This is a genomic window from Buttiauxella agrestis ATCC 33320, from assembly GCF_000735355.1.
Taxonomy (GTDB): domain Bacteria; phylum Pseudomonadota; class Gammaproteobacteria; order Enterobacterales; family Enterobacteriaceae; genus Buttiauxella; species Buttiauxella agrestis.
In genome coordinates this window covers 45,501-64,011 of record NZ_JMPI01000030.1, presented here as the reverse complement: position 1 = coordinate 64,011, position 18,511 = coordinate 45,501, and the positions used below count along the sequence as shown (strand labels likewise).

21 protein-coding genes are annotated in these 18,511 nt (G+C 50.5%); 7 read left to right on the top strand and 14 right to left on the bottom strand.

From position 1 onward, the window contains the following. Positions 1–42: 42 nt before the first annotated feature. The 3 genes from GBAG_RS10590 to punC form a co-directional block, all read right to left on the bottom strand. Positions 43–1,362, bottom strand: a complete 1,320-nt coding sequence (locus tag GBAG_RS10590) for a PTS sugar transporter subunit IIC (RefSeq protein ID WP_034495798.1) — start codon at positions 1,360–1,362, stop codon at positions 43–45. A 207-nt stretch (positions 1,363–1,569) separates the two neighbouring features. After that, positions 1,570–2,718: a cyclopropane fatty acyl phospholipid synthase gene (gene cfa, locus GBAG_RS10585; RefSeq protein WP_034495797.1), complete on the bottom strand. Its 1,149-nt coding sequence runs from the start codon at positions 2,716–2,718 to the stop codon at positions 1,570–1,572. A 286-nt stretch (positions 2,719–3,004) separates the two neighbouring features. Continuing rightward, positions 3,005–4,198, bottom strand: a complete 1,194-nt coding sequence (punC, locus tag GBAG_RS10580; RefSeq protein ID WP_034495795.1) for a purine nucleoside transporter PunC — start codon at positions 4,196–4,198, stop codon at positions 3,005–3,007. 115 nt (positions 4,199–4,313) lie between these two features. Here punC and punR point away from each other — a divergent pair, with 115 nt between their 5' ends. Beyond that, complete coding sequence (gene punR / locus GBAG_RS10575; protein ID WP_034496269.1) at positions 4,314–5,246, top strand: DNA-binding transcriptional activator PunR; 933 nt, start codon at positions 4,314–4,316, stop codon at positions 5,244–5,246. Between the two features lie 78 nt (positions 5,247–5,324). On the opposite strand, the gene purR is transcribed toward punR, so the two are convergent. After that, positions 5,325–6,350: an HTH-type transcriptional repressor PurR gene (purR, locus tag GBAG_RS10570; protein ID WP_034495794.1), complete on the bottom strand. Its 1,026-nt coding sequence runs from the start codon at positions 6,348–6,350 to the stop codon at positions 5,325–5,327. Between the two features lie 296 nt (positions 6,351–6,646). Here purR and cydH point away from each other — a divergent pair, with 296 nt between their 5' ends. After that, the gene (cydH, locus tag GBAG_RS22735; RefSeq protein WP_034495793.1) at positions 6,647–6,736 is read left to right on the top strand and encodes a cytochrome bd-I oxidase subunit CydH; all 90 of its coding nucleotides are present in this window, start codon (positions 6,647–6,649) and stop codon (positions 6,734–6,736) included. 39 nt (positions 6,737–6,775) lie between these two features. On the opposite strand, the gene sodB is transcribed toward cydH, so the two are convergent. Both sodB and GBAG_RS10555 read right to left on the bottom strand, forming a co-directional pair. Further along, positions 6,776–7,357 (bottom strand): superoxide dismutase [Fe], encoded by a 582-nt coding sequence (sodB, locus tag GBAG_RS10560; RefSeq protein ID WP_034495792.1) that lies wholly within the window; start codon positions 7,355–7,357, stop codon positions 6,776–6,778. 177 nt (positions 7,358–7,534) lie between these two features. After that, positions 7,535–8,386: a C40 family peptidase gene (locus GBAG_RS10555; RefSeq protein ID WP_034495791.1), complete on the bottom strand. Its 852-nt coding sequence runs from the start codon at positions 8,384–8,386 to the stop codon at positions 7,535–7,537. A 362-nt stretch (positions 8,387–8,748) separates the two neighbouring features. Between GBAG_RS10555 and GBAG_RS10550 the strand changes: the two genes are divergently transcribed. After that, positions 8,749–9,093, top strand: a complete 345-nt coding sequence (locus tag GBAG_RS10550; protein WP_034495790.1) for a Grx4 family monothiol glutaredoxin — start codon at positions 8,749–8,751, stop codon at positions 9,091–9,093. Positions 9,094–9,155: 62 nt separating this feature from the next. On the opposite strand, the gene rnt is transcribed toward GBAG_RS10550, so the two are convergent. The 5 genes from rnt to GBAG_RS10525 all read right to left on the bottom strand — a co-directional run bounded on the left by rnt (position 9,156) and on the right by GBAG_RS10525 (position 12,629). Further along, positions 9,156–9,809, bottom strand: coding sequence for a ribonuclease T (gene rnt / locus GBAG_RS10545; RefSeq protein WP_034495788.1), 654 nt, complete (start codon positions 9,807–9,809; stop codon positions 9,156–9,158). 95 nt (positions 9,810–9,904) lie between these two features. Next, positions 9,905–10,312 (bottom strand): lactoylglutathione lyase, encoded by a 408-nt coding sequence (gloA, locus tag GBAG_RS10540; protein WP_034495787.1) that lies wholly within the window; start codon positions 10,310–10,312, stop codon positions 9,905–9,907. Between the two features lie 87 nt (positions 10,313–10,399). Next, entirely contained in the window at positions 10,400–11,497 is a 1,098-nt protein-coding gene (gene nemA / locus GBAG_RS10535) for an alkene reductase (RefSeq protein ID WP_034495786.1), read from the bottom strand. A 68-nt stretch (positions 11,498–11,565) separates the two neighbouring features. Continuing rightward, positions 11,566–12,165, bottom strand: coding sequence for a TetR/AcrR family transcriptional regulator (locus GBAG_RS10530; protein ID WP_034495785.1), 600 nt, complete (start codon positions 12,163–12,165; stop codon positions 11,566–11,568). Between the two features lie 41 nt (positions 12,166–12,206). Beyond that, a complete protein-coding gene (locus GBAG_RS10525; protein ID WP_246864870.1) occupies positions 12,207–12,629 on the bottom strand; it encodes a phosphoethanolamine transferase domain-containing protein in 423 nt (140 codons plus the stop codon). A 285-nt stretch (positions 12,630–12,914) separates the two neighbouring features. Here GBAG_RS10525 and GBAG_RS10520 point away from each other — a divergent pair, with 285 nt between their 5' ends. From GBAG_RS10520 to sodC, 3 genes are all read left to right on the top strand, one after another. After that, entirely contained in the window at positions 12,915–13,154 is a 240-nt protein-coding gene (locus GBAG_RS10520; RefSeq protein WP_034495784.1) for a DUF1289 domain-containing protein, read from the top strand. A 57-nt stretch (positions 13,155–13,211) separates the two neighbouring features. After that, positions 13,212–14,108, top strand: coding sequence for an aldo/keto reductase (locus GBAG_RS10515; RefSeq protein ID WP_034495783.1), 897 nt, complete (start codon positions 13,212–13,214; stop codon positions 14,106–14,108). 82 nt (positions 14,109–14,190) lie between these two features. Beyond that, entirely contained in the window at positions 14,191–14,712 is a 522-nt protein-coding gene (gene sodC / locus GBAG_RS10510; protein ID WP_034495782.1) for a superoxide dismutase [Cu-Zn] SodC, read from the top strand. A gap of 2 nt (positions 14,713–14,714) precedes the next feature. Here sodC and GBAG_RS10505 read toward each other — a convergent pair whose 3' ends face one another. From GBAG_RS10505 to GBAG_RS10495, 3 genes are read right to left on the bottom strand one after another with little or no spacing between them, the layout of a single operon-like run. Further along, on the bottom strand, positions 14,715–16,736 hold the full coding sequence (locus tag GBAG_RS10505; RefSeq protein ID WP_034495781.1) for an FUSC family protein: 2,022 nt from the start codon (positions 16,734–16,736) through the stop codon (positions 14,715–14,717). An 8-nt stretch (positions 16,737–16,744) separates the two neighbouring features. Further along, on the bottom strand, positions 16,745–17,602 hold the full coding sequence (locus tag GBAG_RS10500; protein WP_034495780.1) for an efflux RND transporter periplasmic adaptor subunit: 858 nt from the start codon (positions 17,600–17,602) through the stop codon (positions 16,745–16,747). Between the two features lie 3 nt (positions 17,603–17,605). Then, positions 17,606–17,842 (bottom strand): DUF1656 domain-containing protein, encoded by a 237-nt coding sequence (locus GBAG_RS10495; protein WP_034495778.1) that lies wholly within the window; start codon positions 17,840–17,842, stop codon positions 17,606–17,608. A gap of 181 nt (positions 17,843–18,023) precedes the next feature. On the opposite strand from GBAG_RS10495, the gene slyA reads away from it, so the two are divergent. Next, the gene (gene slyA, locus GBAG_RS10490) at positions 18,024–18,458 is read left to right on the top strand and encodes a transcriptional regulator SlyA (RefSeq protein ID WP_115631824.1); all 435 of its coding nucleotides are present in this window, start codon (positions 18,024–18,026) and stop codon (positions 18,456–18,458) included. The last annotated feature ends 53 nt before the right edge of the window (positions 18,459–18,511 follow it).

Genomic DNA, 18,511 nt, shown 5'->3' with positions numbered 1-18,511 from the left:
GTGACGGACGAGCCTGCCAGACCGGCAGGCAAAAGTAGTTGATTAGTTCACGGTAATCGGGTTTTCACTTTCCTGCGCGCTACGCTCTTCATCCTGTTTGATCAGAGTGCGTTCGTAAGCTTTCAGGAATGGGTAATACATCACAGCCGACATGACCATACAAATTAGACACATGATTACGGGACTTACCGCCCAGTTTGCGGCCCACGAGGCCCCAATCGGCGCAGGCGTTGTCCACGGAGTGAGCGATACCACTTGAGCAACCCAACCTAATTTGGTCGCGATATAGGCAAGTGTTGCGTTAATCATCGGCACCAGCGTAAACGGCAGGAAGAACAGCGGGTTCATGATGATTGGCGTACCGAACAGAATCGGTTCGTTGATATTAAAGAAGCTAGGAACCACGCCCATTTTGCCGATGGTGCGCAGGTGAATGGCACGGCTGCGCAGCAATAAGAAGGCCAGCGGGAGCGTTGAACCTACGCCGCCAATCAGCAGATAGTGATCCCAAAAACCTTGCAGATAGATGTGCGGCAGAACATTACCTGCGGCCAGCGCCGTCTGGTTAGCGGAAAGGTTAGCCATCCAGAACGGGTTCATAATCCCGGTGACGATTAACGCGCCGTGAATACCGGCAAACCACAGGATTTGGCAGATAAACACTGAAATCAGAATCGCAGGCAAAGAGTCTGACGCTGAAACCAGTGGCGCCAACAGGTGCATAATGGCTTCAGGAATAATCATGCCGGTGGTGGACTCGATGAACAGGTTCAGCGGGTGCAGCGTGGCGACAATCACCACCACCGGGATCAGGATTTCAAAGGAGCGCGCCACGCCGGTAGGCACTTCTTTTGGCAGGCGAATAGTGATGTTGTGGCGTTTTAAGAACGCGTACATTTCACTGGCGTAAATCGCGGTAATCAGCGCGGTAAAGATGCCCTGGCCCGAGAAATACTGCGTCGAAATCTGCCCGTCTTTATAAGGGGCGGCAACCAGCAAAAAGGCCATAAATGCCAACAGACCCGTCATGATAGGGTCGAGCTTGTAGTGCTTGCCAAGACTTGCGCCGATACCGACGGAGATAAAGAACGTCATCACGCCCATGCTGAGGTTAAACGGCAGCATGAGTTGTTCACGATAAGTGAGCGAGAAATTCAGCCACGAGCGGGCAAAACTCCAGGTGCTGTCAGGAGAGAACGGCGGGAAAATAAACACTAACAAGAACGAACCGATAATCATGAACGGCAGAGCTGAGATAAAACCATCGCGGATAGCGATGACATGGCGCTGAGAACCCATTGCTCCGGCCATGGGGGTGACTTTGTGCTCAATCACATTGACCATTTTTTGGTAGATGCTCATGGCGGTATCCTTGTTATTGTTTCGGGAAGTGCGGTTATTGTGAAACAAAACGGAAACCGGTTTCCAACTGAGAAACGAATAAGTGTTAACGGGATCAAACTCAGGAAGAAAGGAGACCAGGAAACGTGAGGAGGGTCACGCTTTGTTAAGAAAATGCTACAGAGTTGCAGTAAATAGTGACCCCGGAGATACCGGGGCCATTACTCATTAATGAGGAACTCGTAAGCCGTCTTCAATGCCGCGACTAAAGACTATTTGCCAAAGCTGAATATCACGGGCGCGGAAGGCTCCGGCACAGGCATTCAGATAATAACTAAACATGCGTTTAAAACGTTCGGAATAGTTATCGGCGATTTCAGGCCAGTGCTGCAAGAAACGCTCATTCCAGGCCATTAAGGTTTTATCGTAATCGGCACCAAAGTTATGCCAGTCTTCCATCACGAAATGCTTTTCACTGGATTGTGCAATCTGGCACACCGACGGCAGACAGCCATTCGGGAAGATATATTTATCAATCCACGGATCCACGCTGTTATTGGTTTTATTGGAACCAATGGTGTGCAGCAGGAAAATCCCTTCCGGTTTCAGATTACGGTCGGCGACACTAAAATAGGTGGCATAGTTTTTTGGCCCGACATGTTCAAACATGCCGACGGAAACAATGCGATCAAATTGCATATCCAGTTCGCGATAGTCTTGCAGCAAAATAGTGACATCAAGACCCGCACACCGTTCCTGCGCCATTTTTTGTTGTTCAGCAGAGATCGTGACACCGTGTACCGCGACGCCGTAATGTCGGGCAGCATATTGCGCAAGACCGCCCCAGCCGCAACCAATATCCAGCAGCGTCATTCCCGGTTCCAGTTGCAGTTTATCGCAGATCATTTTTAGTTTGGCGTTCTGCGCATCGCTGAGCGTGGTGGCTTCTTTCCAGTAACCACAGGAATATTGCATATGCTCATCAAGCATGCGGCTAAATAAATCATTGCCAAGATCGTAATGTTCTTTGCCAACAATCCAGGCGCGTTTTTTAGATTGCAGATTCATTATCCGGGCAGCGGCAATGCGTAGCGTGTCTTTTAAATGGCGGGGAAGTTGATCCTCGAGTCCGGCACGAATGGTGTTATTGAAAAATATATCCAGACGCTCGCAGTCCCACCAACCGTCCATATAGCTTTCACCCAGCCCGAGTGAACCCTCTTGCAGGACGCGTTTAAAAAAATCGGGGTGCTTAACCTGTATATCGAAAGGGCGCGGGCCGTTTATTTCCACTCCAGCCTTAGCGAGCATTTCGTTAACAATTCGATACCACGGGTTATTTCTTATGCTGACTTCTTCTATACACGATGAACTCATAGCTTCTCCATCACCATTGTGTGAGGAACCTTCAAACAGCGTAGACGCTATTTTGGGCATGTGAGAAATGTCACGGAAAAAACCGTGAGCCTGATATCCGACGTAGAACAGAGAAAGGGGCGAGTGCCCACAAAAAAAGCTCTCAAAACAACAAACGGGAGCACAAAGGCTCCCGTCACGATTTCATTATAATTGTGCTGACAACCGAGCCGTTAATGAGTATAGGCTCGCCTGTTTAGTGATTCAATGAAATATTGTTAGCACGCTAAGTTATTCACTAACATCATTAATGCGCATCGGATTCAGCAGGTTGCCAGACCTCTGCATTTTTACGGCGCTGCATCAGATAACCTAACATTGCCAGCGCAATGGTCACCAGCATCACGCTGGTGGTCGTCAGCAGCGGCGTTGCCACAAGCCAGGACACCATCAAACTTGCCAGGAAGCACAGGCCCAATTGCAGCGTGTTTTGCAGCGCAGCGGCTTTACCGGTGGCCTGCGGGAATGGCAGCAGTGCTGAAGCAACAACGATAGGGTAAATTGCGCCGTTGGCTATTGCCATGATACAGAATGGGATCAGCAGCAGCGTCAGGGTCGCGTGACCGCTTATCGAAACCGCCCAGGTGCCGAAAATACTCAGCGTATATAAAGCCAGCAGCCAGGGCAGCATTTGCTTGCCGTTCCATTTTTGCAGCGCGCTGCGACAACCGTAACCGCCAATCAGGAAGGCAATGGTTTGTGGCACGTAGCTCAGGCCGATTGCCGCCGGGCTGTAACCCATATCGTTCAGGATGAATGGGGAACCGGTCAACCAGGCAAAGAAGCTTGCGGAACAAGCGGCATAAATCAATACGTTGCCGCTATATACGCGATTGCGCAGCAACGACATAAAGCTGACTTTGTTGTCTTCAGTTTGCGGGTGATGCTGAGTCCGTGGTTTCAGGCGCAGCGTTGGGATCATCAACACCAGGGTGATAGCAAACAGGGTGGCGAAAATCGCCTGCCAGTCGAAGTGCGTCAAAATCCAGCTACCGAGCAGCGGTGCCAGTGCCGGAGACAAACCAACCAGCGGCATAATTGTTGCGAAAATACGATTTGCGCGGTTTGCCGGGTAGTAATCCGTCACCAGCGCCTGCCAGCTCACCGCCGCAGAACACACGCCAACGGCCTGTACAAAGCGCAGGACCAGCAGCGCGGTGGCGCTTTCGACCCACAACATGCCGATACAACCGATGGCAAACAGACTCAACCCGGCCAGTAACACAGGTTTGCGGCCGAAATGGTCAGACAGCGGCCCCCACATTAACTGAGCGAACGCAAATCCGGCGAGGAACAAACTCAAGCTTGCGCTCACCGCGGAAGCATCGGTCTGTAAATCTTGCTGAATAGCCGCGAAAGCTGGCAGATACATGTCTGTGGCGAGGAACCCCAGCACACTTAATCCGGCCAGCCAGATAAGAAATCCTTTTGATGGTTGCATGTTTTTCTCTTGATTTATCTTGCAGGTTGATTGCCGCGAGAGTGTACGGAGTGCAATTACGCTTGTGAAACGCTAATATTTGTCTATTGCGTTCAAAAAATTTGTGAGCAGAAAAATGTGGTCTGAATATTCGCTGGAAGTGATAGATGCGGTGGCGCGCAATGGCAGCTTCAGTGGTGCTGCACAGGAGTTGCACCGCGTTCCGTCTGCCATCAGCTATACGGTACGGCAACTGGAAGAATGGTTAGCTGTTCCGCTGTTTGAACGCCGTCATCGTGATGTCGAATTAACCCCCGCGGGCGTCTTTTTTTTGAAGGAAGGGCGCTCTGTTATCAAAAAAATGATGACGACACGGCAGCAGTGCCAGCAGATCGCAAATGGATGGCGCGGACACCTGGCGATTGCGGTCGATAATATTGTAAAACCCGAACGCACGCGCCAGCTGGTGTTGGATTTCTACCGCCATTTCCCGGATATCGAGCTGCATATTTATCAGGAAGTCTTTAACGGCGTGTGGGACGCGCTGGCGGATGGGCGCGTTGAAGTTGCGATTGGCGCAACGCAGGCCATTCCTGTCGGTGGGCGTTTTGCCTTCCGGGACATGGGGACACTGAGTTGGCGTTGCGTGGTGGCTGCAAATCATCCCCTGGCGGTACAAGGCGGTACATTAAGTGATGACGACTTACGTGCCTGGCCGTCGCTGGTTCTGGAAGATACCTCGCGTTCCTTGCCAAAGCGTATTACCTGGCTGCTGGATAACCAGCGGCGTGTAGTAGTGCCAGATTGGGAGTCGGGTTCCGATTGCCTGAGTGCAGGTTTGTGCATCGGTATGGTGCCATTGCATATCGCCAGACCGTGGGTAGATTCCGGTAAATGGTGCGAGCTGACGCTGGATAACCCATTCCCGGATGCCGCGTGTTGCCTGACGTGGAAGCAAAATGATGCGTCACCCGCGCTAGCCTGGTTATTAGATTATCTGGGAGATAGCGAAACGATGAATCAGGAGTGGTTGCAGGAGCCTGACAGCGCTGCTTCACAGAGTTCGTAGGGTGGATATAAGCCGCAGGCGTCATCCACCATTTACGTCAGAACTGTCGGATGACGCTGCTGTACGACCTACGCTATTTTAGCGGCGGTAATCGCGGAACGGACCGTCGGCTACGGAGCGGCGTTCAATCAGGCGCGGATGCACTTCAATGGACTGCGACTCTTCGCGTTTGTTGACGATTCTGTCCAGCAACATGTTAAACGCCGTTTCACCCAGCGAATCTTTTGGCTGGTGAATGGTGGTCAGTGCTGGCGAGAAGAAGCGGGCGTTACGCACGTTATCGTAGCCAATAATTGAAATATCCTGCGGCACACGCAGACCCATTTCATCAGCGGCACAAATCGCGCCCATCGCCATAATATCCCCGCCACAGAAGACTGCCGTTGGACGATGAGACTGGCCGAGAATCTGCTGCATCGCGCGGTACCCAGACTCTGGCTCAAAGTCGCCCTGAACAATCCAGTTTTCTGGAATGGCGATACCGGCTTCTTCCAGCGCTTTCATAAAGCCTGCGTGACGACCGCCGCCGGTGTTACGTTCCATTTGGCCAGGAATGGCGCCAATTTCACGGTGGCCGCGCTCAATCAAATAACGCCCGGCCAGATAACCGCCGTGGAACGCGTTATCGACCACAGAGTCGGTGAAGTCTGCGCGAGCTTCGCCCCAGTCCATCACCACCATGGGGATATGGCGATATTCTTCGAGCATTGTCAGCAGTGATTCCGGATACTCAGAACACATCACCAGCAGGCCATCGACGCGCTTTTGCGCCATCATTGATAAATAAGCGCGCTGTTTTTCAAAGTTGTTGTGCGCATTGCCCAGAATCAGGGTATAGCCTTTTTCAAAGCAGCTATTTTCCACGGCTTCGATGATCTCGGCGAAATAAGGGGCTTCGCTGGAAGTGGCAAGCAGACCAATCGTTTTGGTGTGATTAACTTTAAGGCTGCGTGCGACGGCACTAGGTGAATAGTGCAATTCTTTGATTGCCGCCCAGACCGCATTGCGAGTCTCTTCCGCCACAAAGCGAGTTTTGTTAATCACATGTGATACGGTTGTAGTGGAAACGTTTGCGCGCTTCGCCACGTCCTTGATTGTCGCCATTAAATTTCACTCCAGACCATATCGTAAACTCCTGATAACTAATATGTTAAACGTTTGCGTACACTGACTCCTGAGGCAACGTTTGGGTTGCGGGTATGCCGGGATTGCGACATAAAACGGAAGGAGGGCATAGAATTGATGGTACGCAATAAATTAGCGAGGGATTTTGGCCTATCCGGAAGAAAAGTGGAAGAGGGAAAAGTGATATCAGGTTAAAACCAGGAGGATTTTTATTTCTGGTTGTGGGAAAATCGCTCTGACACACCGATTGTAAGGTAATTAAAAGGAGTTTATTGATGAGCACAGATTTGAAATTTTCAATCACCACAACGGTCATTGTTCTGGCACTGATCGTCTGTGGCGCGTTAACTGCCGTACTGCACTGATTAAAATGGGCCGCAATCGCGGCCCATATCTTTTAGGTTTTACGCTGCCAGATTCTTCGCAACAAATTCCCAGTTCACCAGCGCCCAGAAATGCTCAAGGTAGCCTGCGCGAGCATTACGGTAGTCGATGTAGTAAGCATGTTCCCAAACGTCTACTGTCAACAGCGGTTTTGCCGCAGTGGTCAGCGGGGTGCCCGCGTTAGACGTTGAAACGATAGCTAATGCGCCATCTTCTTGCTTAACCAGCCAGGTCCAACCCGCGCCGAAGTTTTTGATAGCCGCGTCGGTAAACTGTTGTTTGAATTCAGCAAAGCTACCGAAAGACTTATTGATGGCTTCCAGCAGTGCGCCTGTTGGCTCGCCACCTGCGTTTGGTGCCAGGCAATTCCAGTAGAAAGTGTGGTTCCACACCTGTGCTGCGTTGTTGAATACGCCGCCTTCTGAAGTACGAACGATCTCTTCCAGAGTTTTACCTTCAAACGCGGTGCCCTTAACCAGATTGTTCAGGTTAGTGACGTAGGTTTGATGGTGTTTACCGTAATGGTATTCCAGCGTTTCGGCAGAGATGTGTGGGGCTAAAGCATCTTTCGCATATGGTAGTGCAGGTAATTCGAACGACATTGCAAACTCCTTATTACCCGTCATTCTTCGAGCCGCATCGTTGACTCAAATGAGTTAGGGTATCTATTGTTAAATAAACACTTTTAGTGCGGGTTTAGGTTAACAAATTGAAAGGAAAAGCAAAAGAGAAACGCACTTACCCGTTTATGGGCAAGTGCGAGTTTTTACGAAGAGGGATTAGCGAATGGTTTTTGAGGTCATAACGCGTTTGGCACCCACATAATGGCGCTGCCAGTAATCTTCACTTAAAGACGTGATTTGAATATCGCGACCCGTGCGAGGTGACTGGATGAATTTACCATTGCCAACATACACGCCAACGTGATCAGCGGTGCCGCGACCACGGGTGCGGAAGAAGACCAGATCGCCTGTTTCCAGTTCGCCACGGTCTACTGAAGAAGCATCACGCAGATGGTACATCTCGTTCGCGGTGCGCGGAATGCGGAATTTCACCAGGTCTTTATAAGCGTAGTAAACCAGACCGCTGCAATCGAAACCGGTATTTGGCGAAGTGCCTCCCCAGCGATACGGTTTGCCAATCTGGCCCATCAATTTATTCATTGCCGTTTTTTGTGCTTTTTGCACGCGGACTTTATGCGCCTGAGCAATAGTCGTTGGATGCTCTGCTTTAACTTTCACACAACGCGTTTTGTAACCTTTGCGAGGTTTACTGCATTTTTCGGTGAAAGTAACAGGCTGGACTTTTGCGAGCTGAGAGGATTTTTTGCGGTCGGTTTTGGCAAGATTCTTGGTTTTGGTGCTGCTGGCATTTTTAACGGTTTTACTTTTCGCGGCAGCGGTTTCTTTTTTCTTGCTTGCGGTCTTGGTGGTGGTGCTTTTCTTGCTGGCGGTAGTGGTTTTCTGTTTACTCTTACTGCTCTTTTCTGTGCTCTTCGTTGTGGATTTCACAACGTGCGCCTTTTGCGCGACCACGGGACGAGCGTGTTCAGACGCCTGCGTCAATGGTATATACGGCAAGGTAAATAGCAGAGCACAGAGCGTGATAGATGTTTTTGTTATCCGCGCCACTCGACATTCCCCTGGTTAAAATAAATGCATGATAAATACCATCATGCCCGTGTATGATTTTGCGAAACCCGCCGATTCTAATCCATAAGGCGCAATAAAGTTAATAACCTTTTTCGATTCCTCTTCCTGTTTCGTTACCGAACGCAAAAAAAATGACCAAACTAATGGTTGTGAGGCTATTTATTGATCGTGCTTATAGTTATTTCCTGATTTCCCGCTGCGGGAAAAGTGTTATTCTTGATGCATGTTGTCCCTCCATCGCGCAGCACAGAGAAACCCTGTAAAAAATGGTGTTTTCTGGAGAGGGTGTCAATCGCTACAATGGCAGGCTAATGCCAGTACTTGGTTTGAGGAAGCAAGCAATGAGCACTATTGAAAAAATCCAACAACAGATCACCGAGAACCCAATTCTTCTTTATATGAAAGGTTCTCCGAAACTGCCTAGCTGTGGTTTCTCTGCCCAGGCTGTGCAGGCGCTGTCTGCCTGTGGCGAGCGTTTCGCATACGTTGATATTTTACAGAACCCAGACATCCGTGCTGAGCTGCCAAAATACGCAAACTGGCCGACTTTCCCGCAGCTGTGGGTTGATGGCGAGCTGGTTGGCGGCTGCGACATCATCATCGAAATGTATCAGCGTGGTGAGTTGCAATCTCTGATTAAAGAGACCGCAGCGAAGCATAAATCTGAAGAGTCAGACGCAGAGTAATTATTTGCTCATGTGTTTTGTGCTAATAAAAAAGCGACCGGCTTAGGTCGCTTTTTTTATGCTTAAGATTCAGGCTCTGCCGGAAGCGGAAGAGGCCAGCCACCTAAGCGTTTCCAGCGATTGACGATTTCGCAAAACAGGTGCGCTGTTTGCTCGGTGTCATACAGAGCAGAGTGCGCCTGGCTACTGTCAAACGGCATGCCCGCGGCGATGCACGCTTTCGCCAACACCGTTTGACCTAATGCCAGTCCGCTTAACGCGGCGGTATCAAAGGTGACAAACGGATGGAACGGGTTACGTTTGAGTGATGCGCGTTCTGCCGCTGCCATCATAAAGCTGTGATCGAATGTGGCGTTATGGGCGACCATAATCGCACGGTTGCATCCGCTGTCTTTGATGCCTTTACGCACCATTTTGAAAATCGCATGCAGCGCATCATATTCGCTGACGGCACCACGCAACGGGTTGTGCGGGTCGATACCATTAAAGGCCAGCGCTTCAGGCTGAAGGATTGCACCCTCAAACGGATCGACATGGAAATGCAGGGTTTCATCCGGCGATAACCAGCCGTCTTGATCCATCTTTAAAGTGATGGCTGCGACTTCCAGTAAAGCATCGGTTTTCGCGTTAAAGCCGGCAGTTTCTACATCAATGACTACCGGATAAAAACCACGAAAACGGTCGCACAGGCTATGCAGTTGCGTGTTGTCAGACATCAGGATCTCTTAGTACGGGGAAAAAGCAGCGCGCATTATGGCAAATTTTAGGGAGGGTTGCAGTAGCGGGCGCAAAAATGCCCGCTACTCGGGTATTAGTGACCCAGACCTTTGCCAGCGTCTTTACTTTCGATCAGCTCAATTTTGTAGCCGTCTGGATCTTCAACGAAAGCGATAACGGTGGAGCCGCCTTTGACCGGACCAGCTTCACGCGTCACATTGCCACCGTTTTGGCGAATACGTTCGCAAGCTTCGGCTGCATTATCAACGCTCAGCGCGATGTGACCGTAAGCATTGCCCAAATCATAGCTTTCGGTGCCCCAGTTATAAGTCAGCTCAATAACCGCTTCTTCCGTTTCCGGACCGTAACCCACGAAGGCCAGAGAGTATTTGTATTTAGGGTTTTCGCTGGTACGCAGCAGGGTCATGCCCAGTACGTTAGTGTAAAACTCGATGGAGCGTTGCAGGTTGCCGACACGCAGCATGGTATGAAGTAAGCGCATAAATTCCTCGAAGAATTAGAAGGTTAATTTCTAAATGTGAGGTAAGTATAGCGGCGAATAAACGCCGCTATCAACGGAAGACTCTGATTATAAGGTCGGATAATCGGTATAACCTTCAGCGCCACCGCCGTAGAAGGTTTCAGGGCGCTGGGCGTTGAGTTCTGCATTGCGATGCAGGCGCTCAACCAAATCAGGGTTCGCGATGTAATCACGGCCAAACGCGACAGCGTCAATCAAACCTTTTTCGATTAATGCTTCTGCTTTTTCTGGGGTATAAGCGCCTGCACCAATGATCACACCGTTGAAACATTCGCGTACTTTCTGACGGAATGCTTCGGTGTATGGCTTGCCGCCGGCCCAGTCTGGTTCAGACATGTGCAGATAAGCAATGCCACGTTTGTTCAGTTCTTCAATCAGATACAACGCATCGGCTTCTTCATCCGGGCCGTTGTCCACATTCTGGAATGAACCGACTGGAGAGACACGAATACCAATACGGTCAGCGCTCCATTCTTTGCTCACAGCATCAACCACTTCCAGCACCAGGCGCGCGCGGTTTTCACGGCTACCGCCGTACTCATCGGTGCGATGGTTAGAGGATGGCGAGAGGAACTGGTGCAACAAATAACCGTGTGCAGAGTGCAGTTCAACCATATCAAAACCAGCGTCACGTGCGTTTCCTACCGCCTGGCGGAAGTCATTCACGATGCCTGGAATTTCATTGAGCTCAAGTGCGCGCGGCATGGATGTATCGACGCGAATGGCATGGCCGTTTTCATCACGAAGCGAAGTGCGGGTACCGGCAGAAAGTGCAGATGGAGCAACCGGTGCTTGCTGGCCAGGCTGAATACTGGTGTGGGAAATACGACCGGTATGCCACAGTTGCACAGCAATACGGCCATCTGCGGCGTGAACGCCCGCCGTAATTTTCTTCCAGGCAGCAATTTGCTCATCGCTATGCAAACCTGGTGCGCCTTCATAACCTTTCGCTTGCGCTGAAATCTGCGTCGCTTCACTGATGATAAGCCCTGAGCTGGCACGCTGGCGGTAATATTCACCCATCAACGGCGTAGGGATATCACCCGGTACGATGCTGCGCAGTCGGGTCAGTGGAGCCATAAAAATACGGTTCGGGGCGGTAATAGCACCCACTTTTAGTGGAGTAAATAATTTATCTGCTGACATATAAAACGCCTCTAATAGACCGGTCGTCTACTGTTTGATTAAATAAAAAGTACTGAAATAAAAGCCTGTCAGGAGACAGGCTCCGCTAATAATTGAGTGACGTGAGCGAGGGCGCATTCCAGCGGTATCGCGCTACGTGAAATCTTCGCCTGCAAGCTCGCTCCGAGCCAAAGGGCATAAATCACCTGAGCCTGGCTGAACGCGGAATCGGTCAATTTCAGGCTTTTCTCTGCGTGACCTTTTTCCAGTGCATCTGCAAGCTGGGAAACAATCTGTGCCGAGCCTTGATTCAGCGACGCACGCATATCTTCTGAAAGGTCGCAAACCTCCGCCGAAAGTTTGACCGTCAAACAGCTGATCAGGCTACCGTGTTGGGAAAACCAGTTAACAGTTTCCTGATACCAGGCCAACAATCTTTCGCGGTACGTTCCCACGCCACAGGAAAAGTGCTGCTGCAATCGCAGGTTATAAGCCGTGTAATAGCGCTCCAGCATCGCCACGCCAAACGCTTCTTTAGAGCGAAAGTAATGGTAGAAAGATCCTTTCGGGACTTCGGCAGTGCTTAACAATTCGCTCAACCCCATGCCAGTGAACCCGCGTTGCAGGCAAAGCTGCTCGCCGGTCGCAAGGAGGTGTTCGCGTGTGTCATGGTCAGGATGTCTGTTCATGGGGAAAGACTGTAATAGACCAGTCGGTCTAACGCAAGTTTTTAGGGTAAAATTTTTACGATGTTTTTGTGACTAATGAACAGCGATGCGTAATCGCTATAAAAAACTGAAGCCACCAGAATAATGATCAACAGTCCCGCCAGAACGCCGACCAGGCGGATGAGTAGGGTGTACCACCAGCGTGAAGCCTGGATTTTAATCGCTGACAGAAACAATGCGGATACCAGTCCAGCCAGCCCGATCCAGAGCAGTAATGGCGGGGTTATTAACCCGGATGCGTTATGGGAGTCGGTTTCAAAGACGCTACTTACAATATGAGAGTCAATGACTGCACCACAGGTAAACATAAAGTAATTGTTCGCCGCACAACCCATCACCAATATCACCAGCAGTGGCTTACGTATCCACGGAAAATTAATCAGATTGAAGAGGGATAACCAGGCGCTGAACAAAACCACGGGCACGGAAATGGCGAATATCCAGCTGTGAAATGAGTCCGCGGCAATGATGTCCCATGCGCGTTTTATGAACAGTGAATTAATCAAAGTAAAGAAAAGGGCACAGCACAGGTTAAATCTGGAGTCGTTACACCGTAACCTTTTATTGATTTCCATAACGCCCGTACGACACGAATATAATGGACGTAGACTAATTTAATAAGATTAGGCGAACCTTAATTTCTCCGCATCGCTTGCAACATTCTGCGTGTCAGGCTTCAATTGAAGCAATGTGCTTGAAGAGGTTGGCGAGTGTCTGAACAGTTAGAGTTTTTCCCGATACAAAGTCCGTGTCGCGGGATCTGCCAGTCAGATGAGCGCGGCTTTTGCCGTGGGTGTATGCGCAGCCGTGACGAGCGCTTTCAGTGGCAGCAACTGAGCGATGGGCAAAAACAAGAAGTGCTACGTTTATGCCGCCAGCGTTTAATGCGTAAATTACGTGCAAACAAGAGCGCATCCCCCGAAGAACCGCAACAACCTTCACTTTTTTAATTCCCTGATCCCTCTATACTCAGTCGCAGAATTCATTTAACACTGAGGACAGGCTTTATGGTACAGCGCATTACGATTTCCCCGCAGGGACCAGAACTTTCCCGTCTGGTGATGGGGTATTGGCGTTTGATGGAGTGGAATATGTCCGCCCCTCAACTGGCCAGCTTTATTGAAGAGCATGTCGACCTGGGTATTACCACTGCTGACCACGCTGATATCTATGGTGGTTATCAATGTGAAGCCGCGTTTGGCGAGGCAATGCGCCTGGCTCCGCATCTGCGTCAAAAAATGGAAATCGTTACGAAGTGTGGGATTGCTACCACGGCAAAACCCGATCACGCTTTGGGGCACTACATCACCGACAAATCTCACATCATCAGCAGCGCGGAAAAGTCACTTCAGAACCTGGCCACTGACTATCTGGACCTGCTGTTAATTCACCGTCCTGATCCTTTAATGGATGCTGACGAAGTGGCGGAAGCGTTCACTATGCTGCATCAGAGCGGCAAAGTGCGTCACTTTGGCGTTTCAAACTTCACACCCGCTCAGTTTGCATTGTTGCAATCGCGTCTGCCGTTTACGCTGGCGACCAATCAGGTGGAAATTTCTCCGGTACATCAGCCGACTATTCTTGATGGCACGCTGGATCAATGCCAGCAGTTGCGCGTTCATCCGATGGCATGGTCATGTCTGGGCGGTGGTAGCCTGTTTAATGACGAAGCCTTCCAGCCGCTGCGTGATGAGTTACAAGCGGTAGCAAATGAGATGGGTGCTGAAACTATCGAGCAAGTGGTTTACGCATGGGTGATGCGTTTGCCGTCTAAACCGTTGCCAATTATCGGCTCCGGTAAAATTGAACGTGTGCGTTCAGCCATTCATTCTCTGAGCCTGGATATGAGCCGTCAACAATGGTTCCGCATTCGTAAAGCCGCTCTGGGTTACGACGTGCCATAACCCGCAAAAATAGTTATCTCCCGGAGGATTCCACCTGTCTGGCCTATGCTTAACAGGGTAAACATGAATCCGGGAGATAAATATGAAGCGAATGAGTCTGGCGTTACTGGTCTTATTGAGTTGTGGAGCAGCTCACGCTGCAAGCACCGACGTTCAAATGAATCTCGTCACGGCTGAGGGGATTGGTCACTCTCTTGGCAATGTCAAAATCACCGAGACCGATAAAGGACTGGTTTTTGCACCGGACCTGCGAACACTTCCCCCTGGCGACCATGGGTTCCATGTCCACGCCAAAGGCAGCTGTGATGCTGCTATGAAAGATGGCAAACCTTCAGCCGCTGAAGCGGCCGGTGGGCATCTTGATCCTGAACATACTGGCAAACATATGGGTCCAATGGGTGTGGGTCATCTGGGTGATTTACCCGTGCTGGTGGTCGATAACGACGGCAGCGCCACCCAGCCCGTTACAGCACCGCGTCTGAAAAAACTCGATGATGTAAAAGGCAAGGCGTTAATGGTGCATGTTGATGGCGATAATATGTCCGATCAACCGAAACCACTTGGCGGTGGTGGGGCGCGCTACGCTTGCGGCGTTATCCAGTAAAACTAGTGGCTGCCTGCCAACGTTCCGGCAGGTGGCGCTTGTTCCAGTTGGGAAAGCGAACAATAAAGCCGCCAGATGATTCCGGCGAGTTCTCGGGCATCCGCATTATGGTGATGCGCAAGCGTGTCCGACATTTTCTGTAATTCCTGCAATGTTGCTGCCAGCGATCGTTGCTGAACCCCACGTTCACTCATCACGTCCCGCAAGGTATGAATACACACATCACGCACCTGCGAAAGCGGGTCGGACCGTGTTTCCCAACTCCGCAATTGCCAGACTACATGCGAGCAGTTCAGTAACACCACTCCCCAACGCAACAGCCAGCGGCGCGCCGTTTCATCTTTGCTGTTACTCAGTTGGCTAATGTGGTGATAGGCCAGCGATTCAAATTGGTTTTCCGTGTGGACGGGTTTGCGGCTTAACTGATCGACAAAACCACGTCGCAAGGCCCGAATATGGCGGCGACTCTTCCGCGTGTCTGAACCCGGTCGCAGAATGGAAAACGCCACCCACGAAAGGCCCACGCCTATCACTTTTGCCAGATTATCATTCAGGAAATCTGCAAAGTCATAAACCGGCGGGTTGGTCACTGCGATAAACGAACCCATGAAAACGATCAGTTGCCCCCATAAGCCCGCCAGCTTGGGTTGTTGTAGCTTGAGTAACTGCATGGTCGCCAGCAGCGGCAATAAGAAAATCAGGAACTGCCAGAGGTCGGTGATTTGCACCATCAGGCCGAATTTCACCAGGAAGCTAAATAGCGATAGCCACAGCAATGTGCGCATCAGCAAGGTGAGCGAATTAAGCGGCGAGGCGACAGACGAATAGAGCACGCAGCTTATTGCCGCCAGCGATAGCGCACCGCTCCCGCCATCCCATTGGGTGCTGATACACCAGGCTCCGGTCACGGTGATTACGCAGAAGGTGCGAACTGCGCTCCACAAGGCCTCGGTGTTATCGGTATGCCGCGCCAGTGGCGGAGTTTTCGGTGGTTCTAGCTCTGATACCGGCGTCGCATTTTCCAGTTCACGCAACCATCGCGAACTGTTCAGATACAACCAGCAGAAATAACGCAGACGATGCCAGAACGCCTGATACCGATAGTCATCATCGACCCCGGGGGCAATCTGCTGTAACAGGCGGGCGATGTGATATTTATGAGTATCCTCCCGCGCCAGCTCTTTAATTAAGGCTTCCAGGACTGGCCATAAATTTTCTGGCGGGTCAGGCCAGTTCATCAACATCCGACGCAGGCCGGAGATAACACTGGTGAGGCGGAGTTGTTGATGAATCAGATAATTGAGCAAATTATTCTGGCGGCGAAAACGATAATGGCTCCAGAACGCCTGAATCCTTAAAAGATTCATGGTCAGAATCTGCCCGATAACCCCTTCGTGCGCCATGCGAATCGCATCGGTGGTTTCTGGTTTCCACAGCATCGACGCGTGTTCCAGCAAACGGGCATGCATATTTCGCAGCGCACTCAGCAGCGTGGTGCCATCAGAGGTGCTGGGCAGCACCATCATCATAAAACCACCGCATAAAATCCCGACGATAACTTCGCAAACACGTGCCTGAGTAATATCCCACAGCTGCGTGGTTTCAACCGTATTCACCATCGGGAAAGCGATAATCGCGGCGGTGTAGCCCGCCAGCATAAAGGCATACGCGACGTTATTCTGGAAATGGCTTGAGCTCCAGGTGCACAGCGCCAGCCACGCAGCCATAGCAAAAGTAAACAACCACGGGTCGTTTAGCGTATTCCCGGCAATAATCAGCGAGGCCATAGCACCAATCAAACTGCCTGCCACGCGCCCCAGACTTTTACTGACCACGCCGCCGACGGTAGGGAAGCTCACGACCGCCGCTGAAGTCATTGCCCAGTAGGGCTCATCTAAATTCAGGTAATAAGCGATGGTCAATGCCAGACACATCGCAATCGCATTACGCAGGGCGTAGCGCCATTGCCCGGCGTTTGCTTTGCCCCAGGGCGTATTTTGCCATGCCAACGCTGAGAGTTTCATCAGTGCTGTCAGTGCTTAATGGATACAGTGCAGGTGGTGCCGGATACTAATGTGACTCCTTGCGGAATCTCATCGAGCTTGATGCGCACCGGAACACGTTGGGCCAGTCGCACCCAGGGCACGTTGGGTTTGATATCCGGCACTAAATTGCTGTCGCTTTCAACACTCTGATCGTAGATGGCGCGGCCAATGCTTTGTACTTTGCCGCTTAAAGGAATATGGCCGCTATACAACACGATTTGAGCGGCGTTGCCGGGTTGGATATGGCGAAGTTTGGTCTCTTCAAAATAACCAACAACATAAAAAGAGTGGCTATCGACCAGCGCAAATACCGGCTGCCCGGCGGTGGCGTAATTGCCGGTTCGTGTTGAAAGATTTGTCACCCAGCCATCAACGGGCGCGGTCACGGTCGTTTGCGTAATCTGCCATCTTGCCTGTTCAAGCGTGGCTTCAGCCGCTTTTACTGCGGCTTGAGCGGCTTTCACATTGATATTGGCGGTGTCCATAGCTTCGGCAGAAATATAGTTGCGCGGCAAATTACGGCGGCGTTTGGCTTCGTTGCTGGCCTTGCCCAGTTCAGACTGCGCCTGGGCTAACTGCGCCTGCGCGTTGAGTTCGGCAATGTGGTAAGGCGTGACGTCAATGGTGAACAAAGTCGAACCCGCTTTGACGAACTGATTATCTTCAATATTAAGCTTTGTAATGGTCCCTGAAACTTGCGGCGTAATGCTGACTTGCTCTGCGCGAACTTTCCCATCTCGCGTCCACGGTGATTGCATGTAATAATTCCATAACATCCAGCCAACAATGATGGCTACAGCAAAAACCAGCAGCGTGGAAAAATACTTAATTGTTTTCATATTCATGCTTTACCACACCACCAGAATGACCAGGCCTGCACTGACAGAGAGTGAGAATAACGACAAATCCATTAATGTCGGATGCCAGATTTCGCCGGAATACATCCAGTCACGTAACAAATGATGCAGGATGAGCCAGATAAAAAAACCAACGAGAACCGCTTTAAAAAGAGGGGGAAAGTAGATAGAAGCACCCAAAATCAGGTCCTGAATGGGTAAGCCTGAGGTCAGTAAATTAAAGCTCACGTCAGATAATCCTTTAAAATTCCGGGGACGACTGCCGTTTCCCCTGACTTAGATGTAAACTAAAAGTATAGCTGGTTGCATAACGTCAGCAAAAATAAGGATTTTGTTTTTTCAATTAAAGCCTGCACAGTAGTTTAAAATCAGTATAATATGTTAGCAAGCTAATTATAAGGAGATGAAATTGGAATCGCCATTAGGATCAGATCTGGCACGATTGGTGCGCATTTGGCGTGCTCTGATTGACCATCGCCTGAAACCACTTGAATTGACACAAACGCATTGGGTTACGTTGCACAATATTCATCAGTTGCCGCCCGAGCAGTCACAGATTCAACTGGCCAAAGCGATCGGCATTGAGCAACCATCATTGGTCAGAACACTTGATCAACTTGAGGAGAAAGGTCTTATTTCTCGTCAGACTTGTGCGAACGACCGTCGCGCGAAGCGTATTAAACTCACTGAGCGGGCAGATCCCATCATCACGGAGATGGAAACGGTTATCAAAAAGACGCGCGATGAAATTCTGTTGGGTATCAGCCCCGAAGAGCAGACACTGTTGCTTAACCTGATAAACCGGCTGGAAAAAAACATCGTTGATTTACAGACGAAAGAATGATTTTTTTATCGAAAGCCTCGCTGCAAAGCGAGGCTTTCTGCTTTATAGAAGCA

Coding starts and splice junctions, on each gene's coding strand:
- purR (WP_034495794.1), bottom strand. CDS start 6,350: ATGGCGACAATCAAGGACGTGGCGAAGCGCGCAAACGTTTCCACTACA.
- punR (WP_034496269.1), top strand. CDS start 4,314: ATGTGGTCTGAATATTCGCTGGAAGTGATAGATGCGGTGGCGCGCAAT.
- GBAG_RS10515 (WP_034495783.1), top strand. CDS start 13,212: ATGGTACAGCGCATTACGATTTCCCCGCAGGGACCAGAACTTTCCCGT.
- GBAG_RS10550 (WP_034495790.1), top strand. CDS start 8,749: ATGAGCACTATTGAAAAAATCCAACAACAGATCACCGAGAACCCAATT.
- GBAG_RS10590 (WP_034495798.1), bottom strand. CDS start 1,362: ATGAGCATCTACCAAAAAATGGTCAATGTGATTGAGCACAAAGTCACC.
- GBAG_RS10505 (WP_034495781.1), bottom strand. CDS start 16,736: ATGAAACTCTCAGCGTTGGCATGGCAAAATACGCCCTGGGGCAAAGCA.
- cydH (WP_034495793.1), top strand. CDS start 6,647: ATGAGCACAGATTTGAAATTTTCAATCACCACAACGGTCATTGTTCTG.
- cfa (WP_034495797.1), bottom strand. CDS start 2,718: ATGAGTTCATCGTGTATAGAAGAAGTCAGCATAAGAAATAACCCGTGG.
- punC (WP_034495795.1), bottom strand. CDS start 4,198: ATGCAACCATCAAAAGGATTTCTTATCTGGCTGGCCGGATTAAGTGTG.
- rnt (WP_034495788.1), bottom strand. CDS start 9,809: ATGTCTGACAACACGCAACTGCATAGCCTGTGCGACCGTTTTCGTGGT.
- sodB (WP_034495792.1), bottom strand. CDS start 7,357: ATGTCGTTCGAATTACCTGCACTACCATATGCGAAAGATGCTTTAGCC.
- sodC (WP_034495782.1), top strand. CDS start 14,191: ATGAAGCGAATGAGTCTGGCGTTACTGGTCTTATTGAGTTGTGGAGCA.
- GBAG_RS10530 (WP_034495785.1), bottom strand. CDS start 12,165: ATGAACAGACATCCTGACCATGACACACGCGAACACCTCCTTGCGACC.
- nemA (WP_034495786.1), bottom strand. CDS start 11,497: ATGTCAGCAGATAAATTATTTACTCCACTAAAAGTGGGTGCTATTACC.
- GBAG_RS10500 (WP_034495780.1), bottom strand. CDS start 17,602: ATGAATATGAAAACAATTAAGTATTTTTCCACGCTGCTGGTTTTTGCT.
- gloA (WP_034495787.1), bottom strand. CDS start 10,312: ATGCGCTTACTTCATACCATGCTGCGTGTCGGCAACCTGCAACGCTCC.